We start from the raw sequence: 25389 nt of genomic DNA on the forward strand, positions 1-25389 counted from the left end.
TTAGCCATGTCTCATTCTAACGAAGTAGAAGTTAAAAAAGATCACACAAATGATGAAGTACTTCAGTGGGTGACGTTCCAGCTGGAAGAAGAAACTTACGGCATTAACGTAATGCAAGTTCGTGAAGTGCTTCGTTATACAGAAATTGCACCAGTTCCGGGCGCGCCAGATTACGTTTTAGGTATCATCAACCTACGTGGCAACGTCGTAACGGTTATCGATACACGTTCTCGTTTTGGTTTGATGGAAGGTGAAGTGACAGACAACACCCGTATCATCGTGATTGAATCTGAGCATCAAGTGATTGGTATTCTTGTCGACAGTGTTGCTGAAGTGGTTTACCTACGTTCTTCAGAAATCGATTCAACCCCATCTGTTGGTACGGATGAGAGTGCTAAGTTTATCCAAGGTGTGAGCAACCGCGATGGTAAGTTGCTGATCTTGGTAGACCTGAACAAGTTGTTGACGGATGAAGAATGGGATGACATGGCTCATCTATAATGGTTGAGATGTTTTCTAATAGTCCAGCGTTGCTTGTTGGTGCTGGACTTTTCGTCTTACTGTTGTTGGTTGTACTTCAGCTACGGATAAAAGCGACGTTGCAAACCCGTTTGGATAGCCAAGGGCAGAAGCTACGTAGCAGCGAGAAAGAGTTACAAAAAGCGAACAAGCAGCTATTGGAAGTGAGATCGGTTGTTATCGGTTTAGGCCAACGGGTCAGCGAACAGCAAGAGATCATTCAACACTTAACAGAGCGCGTGGTTGAGCTTGAACAAGCGGATACCGATGGGCGTTTGTATACTCGCGCCAGCAAAATGGTTCAACTTGGCGCAGACGTCAACGAGCTGATTAAAGAGTGCGAACTGCCAAAAGCAGAAGCCGAGTTGATGCTTTCTCTGCAAAAGAAAATTGCAGGTAAAGAGAAAATTCCACCGCTAAGCAGCCAATTGTCGGACTTAGACGAAACGGCGGCAAAAAAAGCACCGACGCGTCGTCGATAGTGTGATTTCAAGAGTTAGAGAGATAAAAAGAAGCTTCGGCTTCTTTTTTTGTATTTGGCCAAAAATGGCTATTTCTCAATGATTCATGCATCTGAAGGAATAGAGGTGGAAAGTTCAAGGAACTCAATAATATTGAGAGACTTATCACTCTATAGAGGTAAATTTAAATAAATGTGATAACAGGTTAACAAATTCTCACCAACTGACAAACATAGAGGCTTTGTTATCCTGTCTTGTCACTTATTAGGTGTGCTAATATACCCCTCTAATTTGTGTCGCTATGAAGCCTTATGCTAGAAGTATCCAATTTAACTGCTATTCGCGATGAACGCGTCCTTTTTGAAAATCTTCAGTTTGAAATCAAACCCGGTGAGTTGGTGCAGATTGAAGGTCGAAACGGTACGGGTAAAACAACGCTACTTCGAATCGTGACTGGGCTTGGCGATAGAGATGAAGGCTCCATCAAATGGAAAGGAGAGGCGATCGAAAAAAGCCGCGACCAGTTCCATCAAGACTTGCTTTTTTTAGGCCATCAAACCGGGGTAAAAAGAGAGCTCACTGCGTTTGAAAATTTACGCTTTTATCAATCGATTCATAATTCAGATTCCTCTTCAGAACGGATTTTTCATGCCCTGACTCAAGTTGGATTGGCAGGTCGAGAAGATGTGCCCGTTGCACAACTGTCTGCTGGGCAGCAGAGACGCGTGGCGTTGGCTCGCCTTTGGTTAAGTCATCAGATTCTTTGGATTCTTGATGAACCGCTAACTGCTATCGACAAACAGGGTGTCAAAGTGCTTGAGTCACTGTTTTCCAACCATGTCGATAATGGGGGCATCGTAATCTTGACGACACACCAAGATATGTTTGCAGATAGCCCGAAACTCAGAAAAATTAAATTGGGTGATTGAGATGATTGCTGCAATGACAACCATTATTCGCCGTGAGCTGCTTATTGCCTTTCGCCGCCAAGCTGACATTTTGAACCCACTGTGGTTCTTTATCATTGTCATTACGTTGTTTCCCCTCAGTATTGGTCCTGAGCCAAATTTGTTAGCACGTATTGCAGCAGGCATTGTTTGGGTAGCGGCATTGCTATCTGCTCTATTATCTTTAGAACGTCTGTTTCGCGATGATTTTCAAGATGGTGCGCTTGAACAAATGATGTTGATGCCGATCCCGTTGCAACTTGTGGTGATTTCAAAGGTCATAGCTCATTGGTTATTAACGGGACTGCCATTGATACTGATCAGTCCGTTGTTGGCGATTTTGCTCTCATTGGATTTTAATACGTGGCTTTCGGTGGTTCTGACGCTTCTTGTTGGAACACCAACGCTGAGTTTTATCGGTGCAATTGGTGTGGCGTTAACAGTAGGATTACAAAAAGGCGGTGTATTACTCAGCCTGTTAATCTTGCCTTTGTATATCCCAATTTTGATTTTCGCGACATCAGCGATTGATGCAGCAGCGTTAGGTATGACGTATAACGGCCAGTTAGCCATATTGGGAGCGATGTTGATTGGCGGTATGACACTGACACCATTTGCCATTAGCGCTGCCCTGAGAGTTAGCGTTAACTAACTATACCGAGAATGATTAACTGATGTTGATACAAGATCGGATCAAAGAATTATTATTAAAGCACTGCTAGTGTAACACGCTAAGTTTGTGCCTGAGTGAAGTAAGAGTGAGAACTAAACATGTGGAAATGGCTCCATCCTTATGCAAAGCCAGAAACAGCCTACCAGCTTAGTGGTAAGTTGTTACCTTGGTTTTCCGTTTTAGCCCTGATCTTTTTGACGGTAGGTACAGTGTGGGGACTTGCATTCGCACCCTCCGACTATCAACAAGGTGACAGTTTTAGAATCATCTACATTCATGTACCTTCGGCGATTTGGTCGATGGGTGTGTACATGTCGATGGCCATAGCCGCATTTATCGGCCTAGTTTGGCAAGTCCGTCTTTCTGAAATGGCGGCGTTGGCGATGGCGCCAATCGGTGCTGTTTACACCTTTATCGCGTTGGTAACGGGTGCCGTATGGGGCAAGCCGATGTGGGGCACTTGGTGGGTATGGGATGCTCGCCTGACCTCTGAACTGATTCTTCTATTTCTTTACTTGGGTGTGATTGCGCTTTATCACGCATTTGATGACCAGAAAACAGCGGCAAAAGCGGCGGGCATTTTGGCTATTGTTGGTGTGATTAACCTGCCAATTATTCACTTCTCCGTAGAGTGGTGGAATACCTTGCACCAAGGCGCCACCATTACCAAATTTGCTAAGCCTTCCATTGCTTCAACTATGTTATGGCCGCTGCTAACGAATATTTTGGGCTTTGCGTTTTTCTTTGCTGCGGTGACGATGGTGCGTTTCCGTAACGAAATTATCAGTAAAGAAAGTCATCGTCCTTGGGTGCGCCAGCTGGCGCTTGGCAAGACTCAGTGAGGGTTTTAGATCATGCATTTTGAATCTCTGAGCGAATTTTTTGCTATGGGTGGGTACGCTTCTTACGTATGGGGCGCTTTTGGTATTACCTTTTTGTCCATGCTGATTCTATTGATCAGTAGCTTACGTCGTAGCGATGCGCTTCTTAAAGAAGTAAAAGCGAAGATAGATCGTCAGGCACGTATCGATGCCGCGAAGAATATGGAGAACACCCTATGAATCCAAGACGTCAAAAGAGACTGGGGATTATTTTAGCGATTTTAATCGGTGTCAGTGCCACTATCGGTTTGATGATCTACGCCTTGAACCAAAACATGGATCTTTTCTATACCCCAACCGAATTGGTGAATGGCAAAGATGATGGCACTAAGCCAGAAGTTGGTCAGCGCCTACGTATTGGTGGAATGGTGGTGATGGGGTCTGTGAGACGCGCTCCAGAATCTCTCAAAGTACGCTTTGATCTTGCGGATGTGGGTCCTAAAGTGACCATCGAGTACGAAGGCATCCTGCCCGATTTGTTCCGTGAAGGGCAAGGTATCGTTGCTCAAGGTGTATTAAAAGATGCCACGACGGTTGAAGCGTTTGAAGTTTTAGCAAAACATGATGAAGAGTACATGCCACCAGAAATCGCAGAAGCGATGAAAAAAACGCATGCACCGCTTCAATACTCTGAAGAACAAAAACAAGGAAGCGGCCAATGATTGCTGAAATCGGTCACTTTGCCCTCATCGTCTCACTGGCGATGGCGGTATTATTGAGCTTGCTGCCCCTGTGGGGAGCCTCAAACAACAACACCATGCTAATGAACAGTGCACGTCCGCTCTCTTGGGCAATGTTCATCATGCTGTTTATCTCTTTCATCGTGCTGAGCTACGGCTTCTATGCCAATGACTTCACGTTACAATACGTCGCAAGCAACTCAAATAGTCAGTTACCTTGGTATTATCGCCTTACCGCGGTGTGGGGTGCGCATGAAGGTTCATTGTTGCTATGGGTACTTATCCAAGCCGCATGGACGGTCGCCGTGGCCACGTTCAGTCGCGGTATGCCACAAGAATCTGTGGCGCGAGTACTTGCTGTGATGGGGATGATTTCAGTTGGCTTCCTACTGTTTATTATCGTTACCTCAAACCCATTCTTGCGTACGTTGCCATTCTTCCCAGTCGATGGTCGCGATCTAAACCCACTGTTGCAAGACCCGGGTTTGATTGTTCACCCACCTATGCTCTACATGGGTTACGTTGGCTTCTCTGTGGCATTCTCTTTTGCGATTGCCTCGCTGATGACTGGTCGTCTTGACACTGCGTGGGCTCGTTGGTCTCGCCCGTGGACAACCGCTGCATGGGTTTTCCTAACATTAGGTATTGCACTTGGCTCTTGGTGGGCATACTACGAGCTTGGCTGGGGTGGTTGGTGGTTCTGGGATCCAGTAGAAAACGCCTCTTTCATGCCTTGGCTTGCGGGTACCGCGCTAATGCACTCACTTGCGGTTACCGAAAAACGCGGCACCTTTAAAGCGTGGACAGTGCTACTGGCGATCTCTGCGTTCTCATTAAGCTTGTTGGGTACTTTCTTAGTCCGTTCAGGCATCTTGGTTTCGGTACACGCGTTTGCGTCCGATCCTTCTCGTGGCATGTTTATTCTTGGTTTCCTCGTCTTTGTGATTGGCGGTTCCTTGCTGCTGTTTGCGGTTAAAGGTGCTGCGGTGCGCGTGCGTGGTAATTTTGACTTGGTTTCTCGAGAGAATGCGTTACTGGCAAACAACGTACTGTTGATTGCCGCCTTAGTGGTTGTGCTGGTGGGTACGCTTTTGCCATTAGTGCACAAGCAAATTGGTTTAGGCTCGGTTTCTATCGGAGCACCGTTCTTCGACATGCTATTTGCATGGCTGATGATGCCTTTTGCGTTCTTATTGGGTATTGGCCCTCTGATTCGTTGGAAGCGTGACCAACTTTCACACCTGATTAAGCCAATGGCCATTTCTGGTGTGCTGGCGTTTGCATTGGGCTACCTGTGCGTTTATCTGTTCGCGGATTTCTTCGATGTGATGGCATACATCGGCTGGGTGATGGCCATCTGGATCATCGCAATGCACGGCTTCGAGCTTTATGAACGTGCAACGCATCGTCATCCATTCTTGACTGGCGTACGTAAGCTACAACGCAGTCACTGGGCAATGATGCTCGGCCATGTTGGTCTCGCAGTGACGGTGATTGGTATTGCGATGGTGCAAAACTACAGTATTGAACGCGACGTGCGTTTGGCGCCTGGCGAGCATTTCCAAATTCAGGGTTACGATTTCTATTTCTCAGGTCTTCGTGACAAAGATGGTCCGAACTACGACGGCTATATCGCAGATTTTGAAATCACTCATAACGGCCAGTACGTCAATACATTGCATGCGGAAAAGCGTTTTTATCGCACTGCGAAGTCAATGATGACCGAGGCAGCAATTGACCGTGGCATCACGCGAGATCTCTATATTGCAATGGGTGAGCGCTTGGAAGACAACCGTTCTTGGGCTGTTCGTATTTACTACAAACCGTTTGTGCGTTGGATCTGGGCAGGTTCTCTGATTATGTCGTTTGGCGGCTTGTTGGCCATGTCAGACAGGCGTTACCGTTTCCGTAAAAGCAACAAAGCCGAGACGAAAACCAAGCTAAATGAGCAAGAGGCATAAGATGAACAAGAAAATTCTGTTTATACCGTTGTTTGCCTTTATGGCGCTGGCTGTGGTTTTTGCCACTCAGTTGGTTAAAAACCAACAAGGCGATGACCCAACCAAGTTGGAATCGGTTTTGGTGGGCAAGCCAGTCCCAACTTTTAAGCTAGAAGATCTGGCTGAGCCAGGAAAACTCTACGATCAGTCGGTTTTCAAAGGCGAACCGCTGCTGCTGAATGTTTGGGCGACTTGGTGCCCGACGTGTTACGCCGAGCACCAATACCTCAACGAACTTGCTGGCAAAGGCGTCAAGATCATCGGTATGAACTACAAAGATGATCGCACCAAAGCGGTGGGTTGGTTGAATGACTTAGGCAATCCATACCTCATTAGTTTGTTTGATGGCAATGGCATGCTTGGTCTCGATCTTGGTGTTTACGGTGCACCGGAGACCTTCATTATCGATGCGAATGGCGTGATTCGTTACCGTCATGTTGGGGATGTCAACCCGCGTAACTGGGCTGAAACGCTGGAGCCGCTCTACAACAAATTGGTCGAGGAGGCGAAACAATGAAAAAGCTTCTTTTAGCCTTTTTGGCTGCTATTACCTTCTCGCTCGCGGCACACGCAGCGATTGAGGTGTATGAGTTTGATAATCTTCAGCAAGAACAACAGTTCAAAGAGTTAGGGCATACCTTGCGCTGTCCGAAGTGTCAGAACAACACCATTTCTGACTCCAATGCCGAGTTGGCTCAAGATTTGCGTCAGAAAGTGTATGAGATGACCAAAGAAGGCAAGTCTAAGCAAGAAATCGTTGATTACATGATTGCTCGCTACGGAAACTTCGTGACTTACAACCCACCACTGACACCAGCAACATCCATTTTGTGGCTAGGGCCCATTGGAGTGATTGTCATTGGTTTTACTTTGATTGTTTTGAGAAGCCGTAAGCGCAAAACAGCCAACCAAGCCGAGGATGAGGCATGGGATGCTGAAAAAGAAGCTCGTCTTAAAGCGTTATTAGACGAAGAGAACAACGGAGACAAACAATAATGACTCTTTTTTGGTTATCCACTGTCGCGCTTACTTTGGTGGCGTGCGCATTGATTGCAATGCCGTTGTTAAAGCAAAAAGCCAATAATGACGACATATTACGCGACGAGCTGAATAAAGCTTTCTATAAAGATCGTCTCTCTGAACTTGAGGAAGAAACATCAGAAGGGTTGGTTGAAGATCAGCAAGATTTGATTGCTGACCTGAAACAATCGCTGCTCGATGATGTACCGGGAGAAAAGAAACAAGCAGAAAGCAAAATTTCGCCCATGGCGGTCTTGATCCCATCGGTGATTTTGACTGTCGCGCTAAGCTATGGTCTATACATCAAGTTTGGTGCCTATCAAGATGTGGTGAAATGGCAAGAAGTGAATGCGAACTTGCCTGAGCTTTCGAAAAAATTGATGTCTTCCAGCGCAGAGCCTTTAAGCGACGATGAAATGGAAGACCTGACTTTAGCATTGCGTACACGCTTGCATTATCAGCCTGATGATGCGACAGGGTGGTTGTTACTAGGCCGTATTGCTCTGGCGAATCGTGACGTCAACACTGCGATTGATGCGATGCAAAAAGCGTTTGATCTGCAACCAGAAGATGCTGACATCAAACTGGGTTACGCACAGGCACTGATGCTGTCACAAGACGAAATGGACCAAAATACGGCACGTTCGATTTTGAGCCAGTTGGTTCGCGAAGACTATGTTGACTTACGCGTATTCTCTTTGCTGGCATTTGATGCATTTGAACGTCAAGACTTTGCTGCAGCCATTAAGTACTGGAGCATCATGCAACAAATGATTGGTCCAGAAGACAGCCGATACGAAATGTTGGCACGCAGTATTGAAAGTGCCAAGCAGCGTATGGGCGAGAATGTCGCCACAGGTAAGAGCGTTGCCGTTACCATCGAGCTTAGCCCGCAAGTGCAGGCGGATCCGAACTCAGTGCTGATCGTCTCTATACATAATGCGGATGGCTCACCAATGCCCGTTGCTGCGGCTCGTTACCCACTGGGGACATTCCCTCGTACCGTGGTATTGGATGATGGCAATAGCATGATGCAAGGACAAAAGCTTTCTAGTTTAAGTGAGCTGATGGTTCGTGCCCGTATCGATAGTGATGGTAACGTGGCAACTCGTGACGGTGACTGGTATGGCGAAAGCGAACCCGTTGCGTTAGGAACACCAGTGACAGTCAGTATTAATAATCAATATTAATCTTGTTGGCTATCAAGTAGAATCATCAAGGTCAGTGAATACTGGCCTTGATTTTTATCTATCGGCAAAATAGTTGCCAACGAAATGGAAATAAAAATGCATTACAAGGGGAAGTCTCTCGCGACACTATTACTACTCTTGTTCGGCTTGGCTGGATGTTCAAGTGTGCCAGACGAGCAACAAGAGCAGAACGATGAGGCATCAGCACAACACCACTATGAAGGCGATCCGTTTGAGTCGTTTAACCGCTCAATGTGGACCATCAACTACGATTATCTTGACCCTTATATCGTGCGTCCTGTCTCTTTAGCTTACGTTGAGTACACGCCTGGGCCAGTAAGAGTCGGCGTCGCCAATTTCCTCTCTAACCTCGATGAGCCTTCCAGCATGGTGAATAACATCATTATGGGAAATGGGCAGCGAGCCGTGGACCACTTTAACCGTTTCTGGATTAACTCGACCTTTGGCTTGCTCGGTTTGATCGACATTGCCTCTGCAGCTGGCATCACCAAGCATGATGAAAAAGCGTTTAGCGACGCCGTCGGCCACTATGGCGTTGGTAATGGTCCATATTTGATGATCCCTGGCTATGGTCCTTACACCGTAAGGGAAGTGACAGATACCGTTGATGGTATGTATGTTCCTCTGGTGTACCTCAATTTTTGGGCTGGGCTGGGTAAATGGGCGCTAGAAGGAATGGAAAAACGCGCCTTACTCGTGAATCAAGAAGGGCAGTTAGAGGCCTCTCCGGATCCTTACGCGTTAACTCGTGAAGTGTATCTCCAGCGACAAGCATTCAAAGCGGAGATCAAAAAAGAGGAAGTGGATGAAGAGGAAGAAGCGTTGCTTGATGAGTATTTAGACGAGTATTAGTCGTCGACTAAAGATGGTGTTCTTAGTCCTCTCAAACCCAATGCGCGACTAAAAAATCCGCAGATAGCGAAAATGAAAAAGGGCTTAGTCAACACTAAGCCCTTTTGGATCTGCGTATGAACGAGATTAGAAGCGGTAGTTCGCTTGAACACCAATTAGCCACACGTTACCCGTGGTTTCGCCGACAAACTGACCGCCAATAGCTTGTGCTTTGTCATCCGATTCGTAACCACGTGATTCCTTAATTGGCGCATCTTTCGCAATGATGTAGGTGAAGCCTGCGTCTAGTGTGAAGTTCTGAGTCCAATCGTAAGTTGCACCAACGCTCAACCAAGTACGATCCGTTTCTGGAATGGTGATGGTACGGTTTTTATCGCTCACGGCTGAGGTGTCATAAGCAATACCGGTTCTTAGTGCCAACTTAGGCTGTAATTGGTATGTCGCACCAACAGCAAAGCGGTAGTTGTCTTCCCAGTACTCTTCTTTAACCATTTGAGTACCCGCGGTTTCCATATGAGCTTCCAACTTCTCGAAAGAGCTCCAGTCTGTCCAGTTGAAACTTGCATGCATAGCGAGTTTTTCTGTCAACTGGTGGAAACTTGCGAGTTCTGCTGTCGCTGGCAAAGTAAGGTACATGTACCCGTTGTCACGTGATTTAGGGATAGTCGTACCAAACCCAAAACCAACGCCTTCTGCGTGACCTTCTAATTTCAGTTCAACTTCAGATTTATACGTAAAGCCAACACGGTGATTCTCGTTGATCTGCCATGCCGAACCTACTTGCCAACCCCAAGCGGTGTCATCACCTTCCATGTATTTTAACGTGGTGCCTTGTGGTAGGTTGAGGATGTTCGTTTTTGGTGCGGTTGCGCCAAAGCTACCTTCGGCAATAATGTAGCGAACACCACCACCAATGCTGAACTGCTCATTCAGTTGGTAAGCTAGGTTTAAGTTCGCTTCTTTACTGATTACGCTCGCTTCGTTACCAAAGTGAGAGGCAGCGAAATCTTTACCTAGGTCAGTTTCCATACCGTAGTTGGTGCCTAGTGCAAAACCAATCGCAAGTTGGTCATTGTAACGATGAGAGATGTAAAGGTTTGGAATAATTGCGTCGTGGGCAAAATCTTCAGAGCTTGCCGCAGTATTACCGAGCATCGGATGACGAACTTCGCCTTCCACATCAATATTCGGATTGACATAAATCGCGCCAACAGAGACTTGTGTACCCTCTAGGTAGGTCAGCATCGCCGGGTTGCGCCATTGTGCGCTTGCGTTGTCTGCCATCGCTGCTTCACCAGCGTATGCGCGGCCAAGGCCTGTTGCCGAGTATTCTGCTAGCTGGAAGCCTGCTGCATTTGCAAGGTTTGCACTAGAAAGTAGGCCAAAAGCCACTGCTGTTGATAGGAGAGTCTTGTTGGTTTTCATTATGTTGTTCGCTGATATTAGTGAATATGTGGGGACGAATTGTAGATCTAGAGCAAAAGCTTTAAAAACCAAATGCCAATAAAACAGTGTATTCAGACTAATTGCCTATAAAAGAGAGATTGGGTGATTGAATATGCTATTTGTTATCGGCTTGTTTTGAAATTTGAGCGTACACGCGTGTAATGAAATGGCCAATCCAGCAAACAGTTGTGCTCTGAAGTAGTGAGATATAGAAGGGATAATAAAGAAAAAGGGCTGGTGGACCAGCCCTTTAGCACAGAGGTTTTCTCTAATTTTCTATTAGAAAGTACGGCTATATTGTAAGCCGAACAAGATGGCGTCTGCGTGAGTTGTGGCCGTTAGTGATGACACGCCGGTGATAGATTCATTAACCTTAACATCATCACCCATCAGGTAGGTAAAGCCAAAGTCCACGTTAGATTTAGTATCAATGTGGTAAGTAAAGCCTGTCGATAGCCATTGACGATCTGAATCAGGCACTGAAACCGATGTTAGTGAATCTTGTGCACTGGTGTCATACATGTAACCAGCACGTAGCGTCCAGTCGTTGTTTAGGTAGTAAGTACCACCAATAGCGTAGTGCCAACCGTCTTGCCATTCATAAGCTTTGTCGTAACTTGCACCGATTGCAGGTGAGTTGTCTTTTAAGTTACGGAACTCAATTTTATCAAACGTGCCCCAGCCAATGTATTGGATAGAGTAGTGAACCGCAAACTTGGTGTCGGTAATTTTGTGGTAACCCGAAAACTCCGCCATATCTGGTAGTGGTAGAGTGATCTTTTGGCCTTTGTCATCTTCCGCTTCCATTTCTGGGCTGTAGCGGTAAGAGAAACCAAAACGGTTGTTTTCATCTAGTTCAAATACAGTACCCACATTGAAACCCACAGCCCAGCCGTCTGCTTTGTCTACGTCGACTAAAGTGCCGATTAGAGCATGTTGACGTTTCATTGTGCCTTGGCCGTAGATGATGTCTAAACCAGCACCGAAGCTCCATTGCTCGTTAAGGCGATATGAGCCTGCTAAGCCAAAGTTGGCGCTTTTCACATCCGTCAGGCCGCCATACTCGCGAGCAACAAAACTGTCATCAAACTCTGTTTTAGTACCAAAGTTTGAATAGGCGTTAATACCCCAAGCAAACTTATCGTTTACTGGCATGATAAAGTGAATATTTGGCGCAATAGAGGTATCGCCAGCATCATCATAGTTCGATTCTTTACCTGCTGGAGCGGTTAAACCTTGATACCTTGCATCTTTCACTTCAATCATTGAAGTAATGCTTTCAAAACCAAGCGATAGGGCTTTTTCATCAAAAAGCGCCATAGCGGCTGGGTTGCGTGCCATTACGGCGGCGTTATCTGCAATGACTGCATCGCCGGCGAATGCGCGGCCGATACCTGTTGCAGATTGCGCGTTAATTTGGAAACCTGCTGCCATTGTTTGGCCTGAAGCCAATGCAACAGTCACTGCTAGGAGAGACTTATTAAACAGACGCATGTTCTGAGTCATTTGATTATTCCTTTTTGTTGCCGCCTCTAAATGGGCGTTGTTTTTGAGCAATTGCTCAGTGGTGGCTGATCCTAGTCGTAAGAGTAGCAGATACAAATCCGACCATTGACCTAAAATGGGTGAAAATTGCAAAACTGGCGGTTATCTGGCAGGAAATGGCGTCTAAAGCGCACAAAATAGAGTTTTAACTCTAGCGATATGGGTTTGGTGAATGGTTTCGTGTGGATTAATAATGCAAAAAGCCGCAAGTTAGCAGTAACTTGCGGCTTTTGTCGGCGAAATACTGACTAAACAAGAGGTTTAATCATAGGTGCGAGCTTTTCAGCAAATTTTTTGGTGTCTTCGCCATTTTCTCCCACCAAGATCAAGCTGGTATCGCCAATAGGAACGATAATGCCATTCATCCCGTCTTTGGCGAAATCCGCTTCTGCTGGGCTCTTAATTGGCGCGATAAACAGCGTGATCTTGCCTTTATCTCCTTGGAAAATCATATGCAATGCATTGGCATGACCAAAACCACAGTGATTCAGGTAATAAACGTGGTATGGGAAGTTTGCATCAAAGTAGTAATCCAGTGGCGATAACTTAGCGTTGATCTGTACGGAGGTCACTTGCTCATCGATGTGTCGCACAAAGCCACTTTCTGCGATCACGTGTTTCATCGCTGTATCTGCTAAGCTCGCTTGCGCAGGTGTCACAATGAGGTTACCCCAGTTAATTTGACCGACCAATAAGCCTGCCGTGAAGGCAAATGAAGCGGCTAGCGCCATTGCTTTACGGACGAAATTCGGCCTGACAATTTTATCATCACTCGCGTAAGAAGTTTGTTTAAACAAGATTTTGTCAACAAGCTCTTCAGGCACATCCACTTTCATTGCTTGTTTGATTTGTGCATCCAAATCCAGCACATCTTCAGCAAATTTTGCATTGGAATCGCTGCTGTTGAGCGCTTGCAAAACTTCTTCGTCACGGCTTTTCGGGTCCGACAAAATACGGCGACGAAATTCTAAATCATCCATTTTTTTGCCCCCTTTGAGTTTGGTCTGAGTCTAACAGCTCTTTCAACTGATTTCTTGCACGAAACAGACGCGTCATTACCGTATTTTTATTGAGATCAAGGATATCTCCAATCTCTTCACCGCTAAATCCCCCCACAACTTGGAGAAACAGTGGCTCACGATATTCCACGTCTAACTTCATAATTTGCGCTTGCAACCATTCTTGCTGGTGGTGTTCATCATCAGTGACTTTAGCATCGTTGCCATAGTCATCAATATCCACGAGATCGAACTGTTTTCTTTCAAAACGACGTGCATTCTCTCGTCTCAAAATCGTAATGAGCCAAGATTTTGCGGCTTTTTCATCTTGTAGGCTATCTAAAGATTTCCACGCTCTAAGGCAGGTCTCTTGCACAAGATCTTCGGCAATGGATTGATCTTTGCAAAGCCAGTAAGCGTAACGGTACAAATCTCGATGATAGGCTCGTACAAGTGCTTCGTATTTTCTTTGTCTGTCCATTTCCGTATTGACCGGAGCGTCAGACGTTTTCTTTCGGAATAATTCAAATATTGCCACAGAAGCCTCCATACCTGCTCTGTGTGGGAATAGGAATGCATTTTTAATCGTATGATTCCTATCTGTTTTATCAATCAAGCGAGCCCGACACCTAGTCTAACGTAAATATTGATAAAAGAAATATTACAATTATCTGTTGTATAACAAACAAGATTTTGATTCCGCTTTAACGTCGGAGTCCCATTGGACCTTATTGTTGGAGAAGAGTTCTATTTAGCATATCGATAATTTTACACCTAAATGGGACGAAACCTGGCGAAAAGTGTTGCGAGCACTCGTTCGTAACCCAATTCGTAAGCTAAGAACAATAGAAATAAAGTGCAATTTAGATGATAAAGATCAGGGAAAGTCAGGAATAACGCTTTGTATACGCACCAGTTAGCGCTAAATCACCATAAAATTGATCTAATTCAAAATCTGTAGCGACAAACTGGCTATAGTAAACCCTGTCATCTAGTTAACCCTTTGGGTTAGCGTGTTGAGCAAGATGACACTTCCTTTTGAAGGCTGACTTTACTTTCTCCTAATCAGGAAACTGATTATTTTCAATTGGCGTAAGTTAATTGTTTTATACCAATTCCAACCACACAGTACTGTGTGGTTTTTTTTGCCTCTCAACTACCTGCCGTTGACATTCTGGTTGATAATTGTCTGTAAGTTATTGAAATAAAAATAAGCATGCAGAGAGATTAGAATAATAGATCTACTAACCTCACGTTTATTTAAACGCATGTTTGATAAATTTAACAAACTGATTACAATGCATCAGGTCAGACCTCTTGTTATTAAGGAGAAACAATGGGCAAGCAGGAAGTGAAAACACGTCAGGGCGAGCGTGTTGCTATCGTCGCGGGGTTAAGAACTCCCTTCGCTCGTCAAAGTACAGAATTTAGTCAGGTGCCAGCTGTCGACCTAGGAAAAATGGTTGTTAGCGATTTGTTAGCGCGTACTGATATTGATCCGAAGCTGATTGAGCAAGTGGTGTTTGGCCAAGTAGTTCAAATGCCGGAAGCACCAAACATTGCTCGTGAAATCGTGTTGGGGACGGGCATGAACATTCATACGGATGCCTACAGTGTCACCAGAGCGTGTGCCACCAGTTTCCAATCGGCGGTGAACGTGGCAGAAAGTATTATGGCTGGAGCGATTGATATTGGTATTGCCGGTGGTGCGGATTCTTCTTCTGTCTTGCCTATCGGTGTCTCGAAAAAGCTTGCTGCGAGTTTGTTGGCGTTAAGCAAAACCAAGACGTTGGGCCAAAAACTGAAAGTGCTTTCTGGTTTGGGACTGAAAGATCTCATGCCGGTACCCCCTGCTGTTGCGGAGTATTCTACAGGGCTCTCTATGGGCCAAACCGCAGAGCAAATGGCAAAAACGCATGGCATCACGCGTGCTGAGCAAGATGCGCTGGCGCATCGTTCTCACACGTTAGCGTCGCAAGCGTGGCGTGACGGAAAGATCGCCGGTGAGGTGATGACGGCATTCCCAGAGCCGTATAAGAAGTGGATAGCGGAAGACAATAATATTCGTCATGACTCTACCTTAGAAGGCTATGCCAAACTTCGTCCAGCGTTTGACCGTCAATATGGCAGTGTGACCGCGGCAAACAGTACACCGCTAACCGATGGTGCTGCAGCGGTGTTATTGATGCGTGAAGGCCGTGCCAAAGAATTGGGTATGGAGATCCTTGGTTACATCCGAGGTTATGCTTTCTCAGCGATCGGCGTTGAGAGCGATATGTTGATGGGGCCCTCTTACGCCACGTCGAAAGTTCTACAAAATACAGGTCTAGCGCTTTCTGATCTCACTCTGATTGACATGCATGAAGCGTTTGCAGCGCAGGCACTGGCGAACGTGAAAATGTTTGCTTCAGATAAATTTGCTCAAGAGAATCTTGGCCGCTCAAAAGCGATGGGTGAGATTGATATGGACAAGTTTAATGTGCTCGGCGGTTCCATTGCTTATGGTCACCCTTTTGCGGCAACGGGCGCACGCATGATGACGCAAACGTTGCGTGAGTTGAAACGTCGTGGCGGTGGTTTAGCGCTGAACACGGCTTGTGCGGCTGGTGGTTTGGGTGCTGCGATGATTCTGGAGGTTGAATAATGAGTGAGCAAAAAGCGTTTAATCTAAAGATTGATGAGCAGAACATTGCATGGCTTGGCATTGATGTTCCAAACGAAAAAATGAATACCCTTCAAGCGGCTTTTGCCGATGAAATGAAGGCGATTTTTGCTCAACTGAAAGACAGCAGTGGCCTAAAAGGGTTGATCGTTCATTCGTTGAAACCTGACAACTTTGTTGCAGGCGCGGATGTGCGAATGCTAGAAGCGTGCAAAACGGCGCCTGAAGCAGAAGCCCTTGCACGCCAAGGACAAGAGTTATTTCAACAACTTTCTGATTTGCCTTATCCAGTGGTGGCTGCAATCCACGGCCCGTGTCTGGGTGGCGGTTTGGAATTGGCGTTAGCGTGTGATTTTCGTGTGTGTAGTGACGACGACGCCACTCGTCTTGGTTTGCCAGAAGTCCAGCTTGGTCTATTACCGGGTTCTGGTGGTACTCAGCGTCTCCCTCGTTTGATTGGTCTTCTTCCTTCATTGGATCTTATCCTGACGGGTAAACAGCTTCGAGCCAATAAAGCCAAAAAATTGGGCGTTGTTGACGCTTGTGTGCCACAAACTATTTTGTTGGATGTGGCAAAGCAGTTTGTTGAAAAAGGCAAGAAGCGCGCAAAACAAAAGGTGACGACAAAAGAGAAATTGCTCTCTGGGAGTGGGCTAGGGCGTAAGTTTGTGTTTGAACAAGCGGCGAAAAAAACGCACGAAAAAACACGTGGTAACTACCCAGCGACTGTCGCCATCTTGCAAGTCATCCAGCATGGCCTTGAAAAAGGAATGAAGCAGGGCTTGGAGCTGGAAGCGAAGCGCTTTGGTGAGTTGGTCATGAGCAACGAGTCGAAGGCTTTACGTTCGATTTTCTTTGCCACTACGGAAATGAAAAAAGAAACGGGCAGTGAAGCAAAACCAAGTAAAGTCGGAATGGTCGGCGTGCTTGGTGGTGGCTTGATGGGCGCGGGTATCAGTCACGTCAGTGTGGCGAAAGCCAAAGTGCCAGTACGCATTAAAGACGTCAGCGATGACGGCGTTCTGAACGCCTTGAAATACAACTACAAGTTGTTTGATAAGCAGCGCAAACGCCGCATTCTCTCCAAAGCGCAACTGCAGAGCAAAATGCTGCAATTGAGCGGAGGAACCGATTTCACCAGCTTTAATCGCACCGATGTGGTGATTGAGGCGGTCTTTGAAGATCTGTCGCTCAAGCAACAAATGGTGGCGGATATTGAAGCAAATGCGAAGTCGGAGACTATCTTCGCAACGAATACCTCTTCTTTGCCAATCCATAAAATTGCCGAGAAGGCACAGAGGCCTGAGAACATTGTGGGTTTGCACTACTTTAGTCCGGTAGAGAAAATGCCATTGGTGGAAGTCATTCCGCATGAATCAACGTCGGAAGAGACCATTGCCACAGTGGTCGCTTTGGCGAAGAAACAAGGCAAAACGCCGATTGTGGTGAAAGACCAAGCGGGTTTCTATGTGAACCGAATTCTTGCGCCGTACATGAACGAATCTGCGCACATTTTGCTAGCAAATGAGCCGATCGATAAGATCGACACCGCGTTGTTGGATTTTGGCTTCCCGGTAGGCCCAATTACTTTGCTGGATGAAGTGGGTGTGGATATTGGTGCGAAGATCATGCCTATCCTTGTTGCTGAGTTGGGTGCTCGCTTTAAAGGGCCAGATGTGTTTGATGTGCTTCTCAATGATGGCCGCAAAGGTCGCAAGAGTGGAAAAGGCTTCTACACCTATAAAGGCAAGAAGAAAGAGGTGGATAAGTCCGTTTACAAACTGCTGAAACTCACCCCAGAGTCTAAGCTGAGCGACAATGACATTGCGCTTCGTTGTGTGCTGCCAATGCTCAACGAAGCGGTACGCTGCTTGGATGATGGCATTATTCGTTCTCCTCGCGATGGTGACATTGGGGCTATTTTTGGTATCGGTTTCCCTCCTTTCCTAGGTGGCCCGTTCCGTTATATGGACCAATTTGGTTTGAAGGAGTTGGTAGAGAAAATGAACCAATTCGCAGAGAAATATGGCGATCGCTTTGCGCCGTGTGATGGCTTACTCACGCGTGCGGGAGAAGGACGTCGTTTTTATGACAACTAGTTTCTAAACCAGCCAATGGTTTAGTGCAAAAAGTAAAACAGGCTACTCTCGGGTAGCCTGTTTTGTTTGCTTCTTTGTTTGCCTGCTTGTTTCTTTGCTCAATATCTAAACCAGATTGAATGCTAACCGAGGCCGACATCTTTTGGCCTTAGCTGAAACTCTTCAATCGAGCCAATTTCCTGACCAAGGTGAATTTTCGGTGCATCGGCGTGGGCGATACCTTGTGTATGCATCACTAAACGATTCGCTGTTCTTGGTTTGAGTTCATTTACCACAAAGCGGATCATGTCGGCACGCGTTAAGTTTTTCAGCTCCTCGAGCACTTTCTCGCGCTGATTGAACTCAATGTCTTTATTGCCGATGGCAACCCACAAACGTTGCGCTCTACTGCGTAAGGTGGTGTCTGGTGCGGAGATTTGGTTCCAGAGTCCGCGCTTACTGCTGTGCCATTGATATTCATTGAGCTCTAGCAACACCATGTAAAACGCATTCAAAAATTCATCAATAGAGCGCACTAATTCCGCTGGTGCTGAGTTTGGCGATTGCACATACAGCACGATACCAGGGTGTTTGTTTAATGGCATGTTGCCGGTTCCCACCATGTAACCAAGTTGCTGTTTAGTGCGAATTTCGTGGAAAAAGGTTGCAGACATCAAGTGATTAGCCAAAGAGTAAAGTGCAATGCTGTGAGGTGAGGTGTCTTCACATTGATGATAAATCACCACCGCAGAGTCCTGTTGGCCACATTCCACTTCTCGTTGGAAGCTGCCATTTGCACCAAGCATAATCAGTGGACGCAAGGCTTCTTCGTAGCGTTGTTCTTTAACACGCAGCGCATTTTTGAGAGTTGTTGCCATGTCATGAGCTTGCTGTCGTTGCCAATCACCATAGACAAACATTTCCACGTGAAGCTCTGCCAATATTTCATCGACGAACTCGGCCAACTCTTCCACTTCAATCTCCTGTAAGGCTTCAATGAGCTTGGAAAAGGGAGGGTTGTTTGGCTGTAGAATGCCTGTCATTGCATTAAATAGTTGAGAAATAGGACGATCTTGCGCCGAATTTCGCCAACTGCGGAGCAATTGTTTTTTGATGTTGTCAAATCGAATCGGGCTGAAATCTCGCGTTGCAAAGCGCTTGAGGATCATCTCAAGCAGCTGTGGCAGTTTTTGTGAGAAACCCGAGAGCGTTAGGGTGACACCGCCTTGATGAGCGTACATGTTGTACCCCATTCCGGCAATTTCGGCTTGATAAGTTTCTTTGGCCAACGAGTCGAGGAACATCTCAACACACAGTCGGGTTTTGACAATATTCTTCGCCGAAGAAACCGAGTGAGGGCTGTCTATCGCCACGTAAAGCACCCCTTTAGGTACTTTAAATTCGGTGTCCTGTAAGTGCCAGAGGCGGAACCCTTCAAGATCTTCAATCAACTGTGGCAGGGTTTCATCCGCTTCGAGCGGATTGGGATCCAGTTCGTAACAGATAAATGGGTTTCGCGCTGGAAGCTCAAACCCCCAACCTGGGTTAATTTGCGCGTAGTTTTGTTTTTGCTCGCCACTAAAAGGCGTAACACGGTATGGGGTGAAGTACCATGCCGCTTCTTTGTCTGCCTCAAAGCCTTTTGCTATCAACGTTACGCGCAGATTTTCAACGGTAAAATAGTCAAACAAAGAGCGCAGCAGTGCCTCATCGTACTTCGCCATTTTATAGTCGCCATAGATGGTGTCTTCCGCAGCGTAATGCTGCATGTTAATCACCAAATGACTGACCATGTCGAGCGGTCGAGAGGGCTCTTGGAAGCGAAATGCAGACTCAAGTACCGCTTGTTTTTCCTTGTATCGCCACTCTTCAAGCCCTTCTGCTTTGATCAAACGAATATACTGGAAGACGGCTTGAATAATCTCATCGGTATGGGCGAGCCCGTCTTTCGTCAAAGTACAACTGACGGTGAAATCACGGTAATTACTGCCAGCAGCGCCACCGCCAGCAGAGAGAGAGGTCACCCAGTTTTTGTTTTTCAGTTTGAGCATCAAACTGCCTTCTCCCTCATAACCAAGCAGATGGGCAAAGTAGGAAAGCGGTTTGGTTGAGTAGTGATGATCCATGCCTGGCAGAGGAAATGTCATAATGAGCTTACGTATCTCTTTGAGCGGCTCAATGTTCACCAAAATGCCTGTGCTGTTTTCATCACTGATGGGTACGGCTATCGATTTACCCGCTAAATGGTTGTTGGTGATGGATCCGAATTTTTCTTCTGCCCATGTTTGCAGTTGATCAAGACTTTGTGGCCCATAGATAGTCAAGGTCATTAAATCGGATGAATAATGAGTGCGATAGAAGTCTACGATCTCTTGGCGAATGGAAATGCCATCTCTGTCGTTGAGCGTTTCCAAGTTACCGACGGAAAATTTTGCAAAGGGATGATTCGGATTAACCACTTCCTTATTAACTTGATAGAAGCGTCTTGAGTCGTCGTTCAATTTTAGACGATATTCCGATTCGACCGCTTGGCGTTCTTTATCCAGAGCCTCTTCGTTAAACAAAGGCGCGACAAAAAACTGACTAAATCGGTCTAGCGCTTTTTCAAAAACATTGGCGCTGACGTCAAAAAAGAAACAAGTATGTTCAGTCCCCGTCCAAGCATTATTGCTGCCGCCATGCTGGTTAATATAACTTTGAAAATCGCCTACTTTAGGGTATTTTTCCGTCCCCAAAAACAGCATGTGTTCAAGATAATGGGCAAGGCCTTCTCGTTCGATAGGATCATCAAAATGCCCGACATTGACCGCAAGAGCCGCAGCTGATTTGGTGGCGTCTTCGGAGCTGATCAGCAAAACTCTCAACTGGTTATCGAGCGTCAAGTAACGATAGTGATGAGTGTCATTTGGACTTAAGTGCACGTTGCGTCTCCGAAAATGTCAATATTGTTATTATGAACCTGAAAAGAGCGGGTGCAAATTCTCTGTGGTATTTCCATGGCGAATATTGAGATTGATAACGCTTTGCGTACCTCTCTTTAACAGATTGTTAAGAAAGTCGAAGTCTTTAGCAAGTGAATTGATATAATTGTCGCGGCTGAGTCGAATAAGATCATCAAATAAATACTCGTCATTGTGCTGTGATGGCAGCGCAAAGCGGATCGAAAAATGCAAAGAAGAATGCAAGCGCCTAAACGCGTCAAATGATAATGATCCGAATTGAGTCCAAGGATATTACATGAAAGTACTAATTATGCGTCACGGTGAAGCGGAACATTTCGCCGACAGTGATGCGCAACGAGCCTTAACCACTCGTGGTCGTCTAGAATCGGAGACCGTAGCGAAAGCGTGTGCCGAACATGGCATCACACATTTTGATAAGGTTCTTGTTAGCCCTTACCTACGAGCGCAACAAACTTGGCAAGAAATCAGTGGTTATTTTCAAGCCGACGCAGTGGAAACCTGTGAAGACATCACCCCTTATGGGCAGTCTGAGCAAGTTTATGATTACTTGTGCGCGCTGATTGAAGTTGAGCAACCAGAGCAGATTCTGCTGGTTTCACACCTTCCTTTGGTAGGGTATTTGACAGCGGAGTTTGTCAAAGACATGTCTGCGCCGATGTTCCCGACATCCGGCATGGTGTGTGTGGAGTTTGAACCGAGCCAGCATCGTGGCGAAATCCGTTTTAGTTTAAGACCGTAGCTAGAGCCTAATAGTGGTTAGAGCGCAATAACGAAAAGAAGGACGCTGCAGGAGAGAGCCGCCTGCAGGCGTGTGAGCGGTTTTATTTCTCAGGGATTGAGAGCAGAACAAGCAGGGCGCCATCTCCGCCAAATTCAAGTGGTGCTTGGTGGAAGGCCAGCACATCAGGATGCTGCGCGAGCCACAGTGGCGTTTTTTGCTTGAGAATGTGCTTCCCGATACCGTGCTGCACGCAAGCACAATGCACTTCATTTTTCACACAGTACGCGATCATTGCGCCAAGTTCACGCTTCGCTTCTTGTTGTGTCATCCCGTGCATATCAAGAAACACATCGGGAACATACACCCCGCGTCGCAGGCGTTTGACTTCATAGGTGGACACGTCGTCACGTGCGTAACGGGTCGGCCCTTCTTCGCTTAAAAGAGGAACAAACTCGTCTGAGAAATAGAATTCAGAGTCACTGGCTTCACGGCTAATACGCTTGATTTCTTTTTGTTTAGTATTTCTGTTTGGTTGCTGGACTATGGTATCCTGAGGCAACTTTTTTATGCCCTGTACTGCTTCCCGGAATAATGAGAAATCGTCGTCAAGGTCGTTGTCTTTGTTACTCATGGGTTTAACACTAAATATTTACATCATTGGCAGTATTGTAGCGCTTTTCGGAGGCAATTTTGGATAAGATTTTTGTAGAAGAGGCAGTTTCTGAGCTTCATTCTCTTCAAGATATGATTCGTTGGACAGTGAGCCGCTTTAATGCCGCTAATTTGTTTTACGGTCACGGCACTGATAATGCTTGGGATGAAGCGGTTCAGCTAATCCTTCCTACGCTCTATTTACCGATTGATGTGCCTCCGCATGTATTGAACTCACGTTTGACCAGTAGCGAGCGTTTACGCGTTGTTGAGCGTGTGGTTAAGCGTATCAATGAACGTACGCCAACCGCTTACCTGACCAACAAAGCTTGGTTCTGTGGCTTAGAGTTCTTCGTTGACGAGCGCGTACTTGTGCCACGTTCACCAATTGGTGAACTTATCCAAGCGCAATTTGAACCATGGTTAATCGAAGAGCCAGTACGCATTATGGATCTGTGTACGGGCAGTGGCTGTATTGCAATTGCCTGTGCTCATGCTTTCCCTGAAGCTGAAGTGGATGCCATTGATATCTCGGTGGATGCACTCGCGGTAGCCGAGCAAAACATTCAAGACCACGGCATGGAGCAACAAGTTTTCCCTATTCGTTCCGATCTATTCCGTGATTTGCCAAAAGAGCAATACAACATCATCGTGACCAATCCACCATACGTGGATGAAGAAGACATGAATAGCCTACCAACGGAGTTCACTCATGAGCCTGCCTTGGGCCTTGCTGCTGGAACTGATGGTCTTAAACTCGTGCGTCGTATTTTGGCGAATGCACCGGATTACCTAACAGATAAAGGTATTTTGGTCTGTGAGGTGGGCAACTCAATGGTACACATGATGGAGCAATATCCACATATTCCATTCACTTGGCTTGAGTTTGAAAATGGCGGCCACGGCGTCTTCTTGCTCACGCGCGAGCAGTTGTTGGCGTGTGCTGAGGATTTCCGTCTATACAAAGACTAAGCATTAACCCCTTTGCTGACACTTTTTGAGAAAACGCCCGCTTTAATGATTTAAGCGGGCGTTTTTTTCGAGATGACCGAAAAAGACAAAATTGATCGTTTTAGGGGTTTACATCAAAACACAATAGCGCCACTATGAAATCACGAAGAATTGAAATGTATAGCCTGGTTTACAGCGCTAACAATATTTGAGGAAGTAATGGCAGGAAACAGTATCGGACAACATTTCCGAGTAACCACGTTCGGAGAAAGTCACGGTATCGCACTGGGATGTATTGTGGATGGATGTCCTCCAGGGCTTGAAATTAGTGAAGCAGATCTGCAGACCGATCTGGATCGCCGACGCCCAGGTACATCACGTTACACCACCCAACGCCGCGAGCCGGATGAAGTGAAAATTCTTTCAGGGGTGTTTGAAGGGAAAACAACAGGCACATCGATTGGTTTGTTGATTGAAAATACCGACCAACGCTCGAAAGATTACTCAGACATCAAAGATAAATTTCGTCCGGGTCATGCTGATTACACTTATTACCAAAAATATGGGATTCGTGATTACCGGGGTGGTGGTCGTTCTTCGGCGCGCGAAACCGCCATGCGAGTGGCTGCTGGAGCGATTGCGAAGAAATACCTCAAGCAAGCATTTGGTGTTGAGATCCGCGCTTATCTTTCGCAAATGGGTGATGTCGCGATTGATAAAGTGGACTGGAACGAAATTGAGAACAACCCATTCTTCTGCCCTGACGTCGACAAAGTTGAGGCTTTTGATCAACTGATCCGAGACTTGAAAAAAGAAGGCGATTCGATCGGTGCCAAGATTCAAGTTGTGGCGACGAATGTTCCTGTTGGTTTAGGTGAGCCCGTGTTTGACCGTCTTGATGCGGATATTGCTCATGCTTTGATGAGCATTAATGCGGTGAAAGGTGTGGAGATTGGTGATGGCTTTGATGTCGTGAGCCAAAAAGGCAGTCAGCACCGCGACACGCTTTCTCCTCAGGGTTTTGGCAGCAACCATGCTGGTGGTATCTTAGGTGGTATCTCAACCGGACAAGACATCGTTGCCAATATTGCGTTAAAACCAACCTCAAGCATCACAGTGCCGGGAGACACCATCAATGTGGATGGAGAATCGACACAGCTCATTACCAAAGGTCGTCATGATCCTTGTGTTGGTATTCGCGCAGTGCCCATCGCTGAAGCCATGTTGGCGATTGTGGTAATGGACCACTTACTGCGTCATCGTGGACAAAATCATGGCGTCAGCACGCAAACGCCAAAAATCTAGTTATCTAGTTGTCTAGTTTAAAGCTATTGAAATATAAACAAAAAGGGTGGCCATCTTGGTCACCCTTTTGATATGGATTGATAGGAGATTTTGTCTCTTAATGCACGGCTTCTTCAGAGTCCAAATGGAATGACGGTAAGCGCCATTTAAATCGGACTGCCGCCATGCGCAGTACATAACCCACCACGAGTGTGACGATAGTGGCCGTGACGTCTGGGATTTCAAATGCCAACAATGTCAGGTAAAGACCCGATGCCAAAAGCGCAATGGATGCGTAAAGTTCTTCATGCAATACCAATGGTGTTTGACGACAGATGAGGTCGCGCAGTAAACCACCAAAAACACCAGTCACTAGAGCGGAAACCATACAAATGCCCGGATGCAAGCCCATCTGCAGCGCAATTTTAGTACCAATAATGCTAAATACGATGAGGCCGAGGGCATCAAGGCGAATAAACAAGCCTTTGAGTTTGATCACCCATTTAGCAAGCCCCGTTGTTAAGATGCCCGCCACACAAGTGATAGCAAGAAACTCAGGATTCTTTACCCAACCAAGCGGGTAGTGTCCTAGCAGGATGTCTCGTACCGTACCGCCGCCAATGGCTGTTGCACTGGCCACCAACATTACACCAAACCAATCCATTTTTCTGCGTCCGGCGCTTAGCGCACCAGTCATGGCTTCTGCCGTGATGCCAATGACATACAAAACACTTAACAACATGTTGAAACGCTCTAGTAACACTTCCTTTGCGTCATATATACAAAGGGTGGAATAACAAATAAGGCGTGAGTTTAGTCACAAATGATTGGGTTGACGAATGAGAA

At 46.3% G+C, this 25389-nt stretch carries 24 protein-coding genes; 17 read left to right on the forward strand and 7 right to left on the reverse strand.

All coding sequences use genetic code 11. The features are described 5' to 3' along the window. Positions 1–6 precede the first annotated feature (6 nt). The 12 genes from CIK04_RS17325 to CIK04_RS17380 all read left to right on the forward strand — a co-directional run bounded on the left by CIK04_RS17325 (position 7) and on the right by CIK04_RS17380 (position 9244). Positions 7–501: a chemotaxis protein CheW gene (locus tag CIK04_RS17325; RefSeq protein WP_017420583.1), complete on the forward strand. Its 495-nt coding sequence runs from the start codon at positions 7–9 to the stop codon at positions 499–501. Further along, the gene (locus tag CIK04_RS17330; RefSeq protein WP_017420582.1) at positions 501–1001 is read left to right on the forward strand and encodes a DUF2802 domain-containing protein; all 501 of its coding nucleotides are present in this window, start codon (positions 501–503) and stop codon (positions 999–1001) included. The genes CIK04_RS17325 and CIK04_RS17330 overlap by 1 nt, the downstream gene beginning before the upstream one ends. Before the next feature lie 290 nt (positions 1002–1291). Then, complete coding sequence (gene ccmA / locus CIK04_RS17335) at positions 1292–1909, forward strand: cytochrome c biogenesis heme-transporting ATPase CcmA (RefSeq protein WP_011150903.1); 618 nt, start codon at positions 1292–1294, stop codon at positions 1907–1909. A 1-nt stretch (position 1910) separates the two neighbouring features. Further along, complete coding sequence (gene ccmB, locus CIK04_RS17340; protein ID WP_039469854.1) at positions 1911–2579, forward strand: heme exporter protein CcmB; 669 nt, start codon at positions 1911–1913, stop codon at positions 2577–2579. A 119-nt stretch (positions 2580–2698) separates the two neighbouring features. Further along, a complete protein-coding gene (locus CIK04_RS17345; RefSeq protein ID WP_011079862.1) occupies positions 2699–3442 on the forward strand; it encodes a heme ABC transporter permease in 744 nt (247 codons plus the stop codon). 12 nt (positions 3443–3454) lie between these two features. Then, entirely contained in the window at positions 3455–3661 is a 207-nt protein-coding gene (gene ccmD / locus CIK04_RS17350; protein ID WP_017420581.1) for a heme exporter protein CcmD, read from the forward strand. After that, a complete protein-coding gene (gene ccmE, locus CIK04_RS17355) occupies positions 3658–4143 on the forward strand; it encodes a cytochrome c maturation protein CcmE (RefSeq protein WP_097352794.1) in 486 nt (161 codons plus the stop codon). The genes ccmD and ccmE overlap by 4 nt, the downstream gene beginning before the upstream one ends. After that, positions 4140–6122, forward strand: coding sequence for a heme lyase CcmF/NrfE family subunit (locus CIK04_RS17360; RefSeq protein ID WP_011079865.1), 1983 nt, complete (start codon positions 4140–4142; stop codon positions 6120–6122). Before ccmE ends, CIK04_RS17360 begins: the two co-directional genes overlap by 4 nt. 1 nt (position 6123) lies before the next feature. Beyond that, positions 6124–6678 carry a DsbE family thiol:disulfide interchange protein gene (locus tag CIK04_RS17365; RefSeq protein WP_011079866.1) on the forward strand — a complete coding sequence of 185 codons (555 nt, stop codon included), beginning with the start codon at positions 6124–6126 and terminating at the stop codon, positions 6676–6678. Then, positions 6675–7157, forward strand: a complete 483-nt coding sequence (locus CIK04_RS17370) for a cytochrome c-type biogenesis protein (protein WP_011150901.1) — start codon at positions 6675–6677, stop codon at positions 7155–7157. The genes CIK04_RS17365 and CIK04_RS17370 overlap by 4 nt, the downstream gene beginning before the upstream one ends. Next, positions 7157–8371 carry a c-type cytochrome biogenesis protein CcmI gene (gene ccmI / locus CIK04_RS17375; RefSeq protein WP_011079868.1) on the forward strand — a complete coding sequence of 405 codons (1215 nt, stop codon included), beginning with the start codon at positions 7157–7159 and terminating at the stop codon, positions 8369–8371. Before CIK04_RS17370 ends, ccmI begins: the two co-directional genes overlap by 1 nt. An 84-nt stretch (positions 8372–8455) precedes the next feature. After that, the gene (locus CIK04_RS17380; protein WP_038941252.1) at positions 8456–9244 is read left to right on the forward strand and encodes a VacJ family lipoprotein; all 789 of its coding nucleotides are present in this window, start codon (positions 8456–8458) and stop codon (positions 9242–9244) included. 126 nt (positions 9245–9370) lie between these two features. Here the strand turns inward: CIK04_RS17380 and CIK04_RS17385 are convergent, their stop codons facing one another. From CIK04_RS17385 to CIK04_RS17400, 4 genes are all read right to left on the reverse strand, one after another. Continuing rightward, positions 9371–10669 carry an outer membrane protein transport protein gene (locus tag CIK04_RS17385; protein ID WP_097352795.1) on the reverse strand — a complete coding sequence of 433 codons (1299 nt, stop codon included), beginning with the start codon at positions 10667–10669 and terminating at the stop codon, positions 9371–9373. Between the two features lie 300 nt (positions 10670–10969). Next, positions 10970–12196, reverse strand: coding sequence for an outer membrane protein transport protein (locus tag CIK04_RS17390; protein ID WP_097352796.1), 1227 nt, complete (start codon positions 12194–12196; stop codon positions 10970–10972). 287 nt (positions 12197–12483) lie between these two features. After that, entirely contained in the window at positions 12484–13215 is a 732-nt protein-coding gene (locus CIK04_RS17395; RefSeq protein ID WP_097352797.1) for a DUF3379 domain-containing protein, read from the reverse strand. Then, complete coding sequence (locus tag CIK04_RS17400; RefSeq protein WP_017420573.1) at positions 13208–13783, reverse strand: sigma-70 family RNA polymerase sigma factor; 576 nt, start codon at positions 13781–13783, stop codon at positions 13208–13210. Before CIK04_RS17400 ends, CIK04_RS17395 begins: the two co-directional genes overlap by 8 nt. Positions 13784–14569: 786 nt before the next feature. Between CIK04_RS17400 and fadI the strand changes: the two genes are divergently transcribed. Beyond that, complete coding sequence (gene fadI, locus CIK04_RS17405; RefSeq protein ID WP_013571314.1) at positions 14570–15877, forward strand: acetyl-CoA C-acyltransferase FadI; 1308 nt, start codon at positions 14570–14572, stop codon at positions 15875–15877. Beyond that, positions 15877–17994, forward strand: coding sequence for a fatty acid oxidation complex subunit alpha FadJ (gene fadJ / locus CIK04_RS17410; protein ID WP_097352798.1), 2118 nt, complete (start codon positions 15877–15879; stop codon positions 17992–17994). The genes fadI and fadJ overlap by 1 nt, the downstream gene beginning before the upstream one ends. Positions 17995–18116: 122 nt before the next feature. Here fadJ and CIK04_RS17415 read toward each other — a convergent pair whose 3' ends face one another. Continuing rightward, complete coding sequence (locus tag CIK04_RS17415) at positions 18117–20894, reverse strand: insulinase family protein (RefSeq protein ID WP_097352799.1); 2778 nt, start codon at positions 20892–20894, stop codon at positions 18117–18119. A 316-nt stretch (positions 20895–21210) separates the two neighbouring features. Here CIK04_RS17415 and sixA point away from each other — a divergent pair, with 316 nt between their 5' ends. Beyond that, complete coding sequence (gene sixA / locus CIK04_RS17425) at positions 21211–21675, forward strand: phosphohistidine phosphatase SixA (RefSeq protein WP_017420569.1); 465 nt, start codon at positions 21211–21213, stop codon at positions 21673–21675. Positions 21676–21757: 82 nt separating this feature from the next. Here the strand turns inward: sixA and smrB are convergent, their stop codons facing one another. After that, positions 21758–22288: an endonuclease SmrB gene (smrB, locus tag CIK04_RS17430; protein WP_011150890.1), complete on the reverse strand. Its 531-nt coding sequence runs from the start codon at positions 22286–22288 to the stop codon at positions 21758–21760. A gap of 59 nt (positions 22289–22347) precedes the next feature. On the opposite strand from smrB, the gene prmB reads away from it, so the two are divergent. Together prmB and aroC are read left to right on the forward strand one after the other, a co-directional pair. Beyond that, the gene (gene prmB / locus CIK04_RS17435) at positions 22348–23280 is read left to right on the forward strand and encodes a 50S ribosomal protein L3 N(5)-glutamine methyltransferase (protein WP_097352800.1); all 933 of its coding nucleotides are present in this window, start codon (positions 22348–22350) and stop codon (positions 23278–23280) included. Positions 23281–23478: 198 nt separating this feature from the next. Continuing rightward, complete coding sequence (aroC, locus tag CIK04_RS17440) at positions 23479–24564, forward strand: chorismate synthase (RefSeq protein WP_097352801.1); 1086 nt, start codon at positions 23479–23481, stop codon at positions 24562–24564. A 97-nt stretch (positions 24565–24661) separates the two neighbouring features. Here aroC and CIK04_RS17445 read toward each other — a convergent pair whose 3' ends face one another. Beyond that, positions 24662–25285 (reverse strand): trimeric intracellular cation channel family protein, encoded by a 624-nt coding sequence (locus tag CIK04_RS17445; protein WP_013571317.1) that lies wholly within the window; start codon positions 25283–25285, stop codon positions 24662–24664. Positions 25286–25389 lie beyond the last annotated feature (104 nt).

This window comes from Vibrio sp. 03_296 (assembly GCF_002265885.1).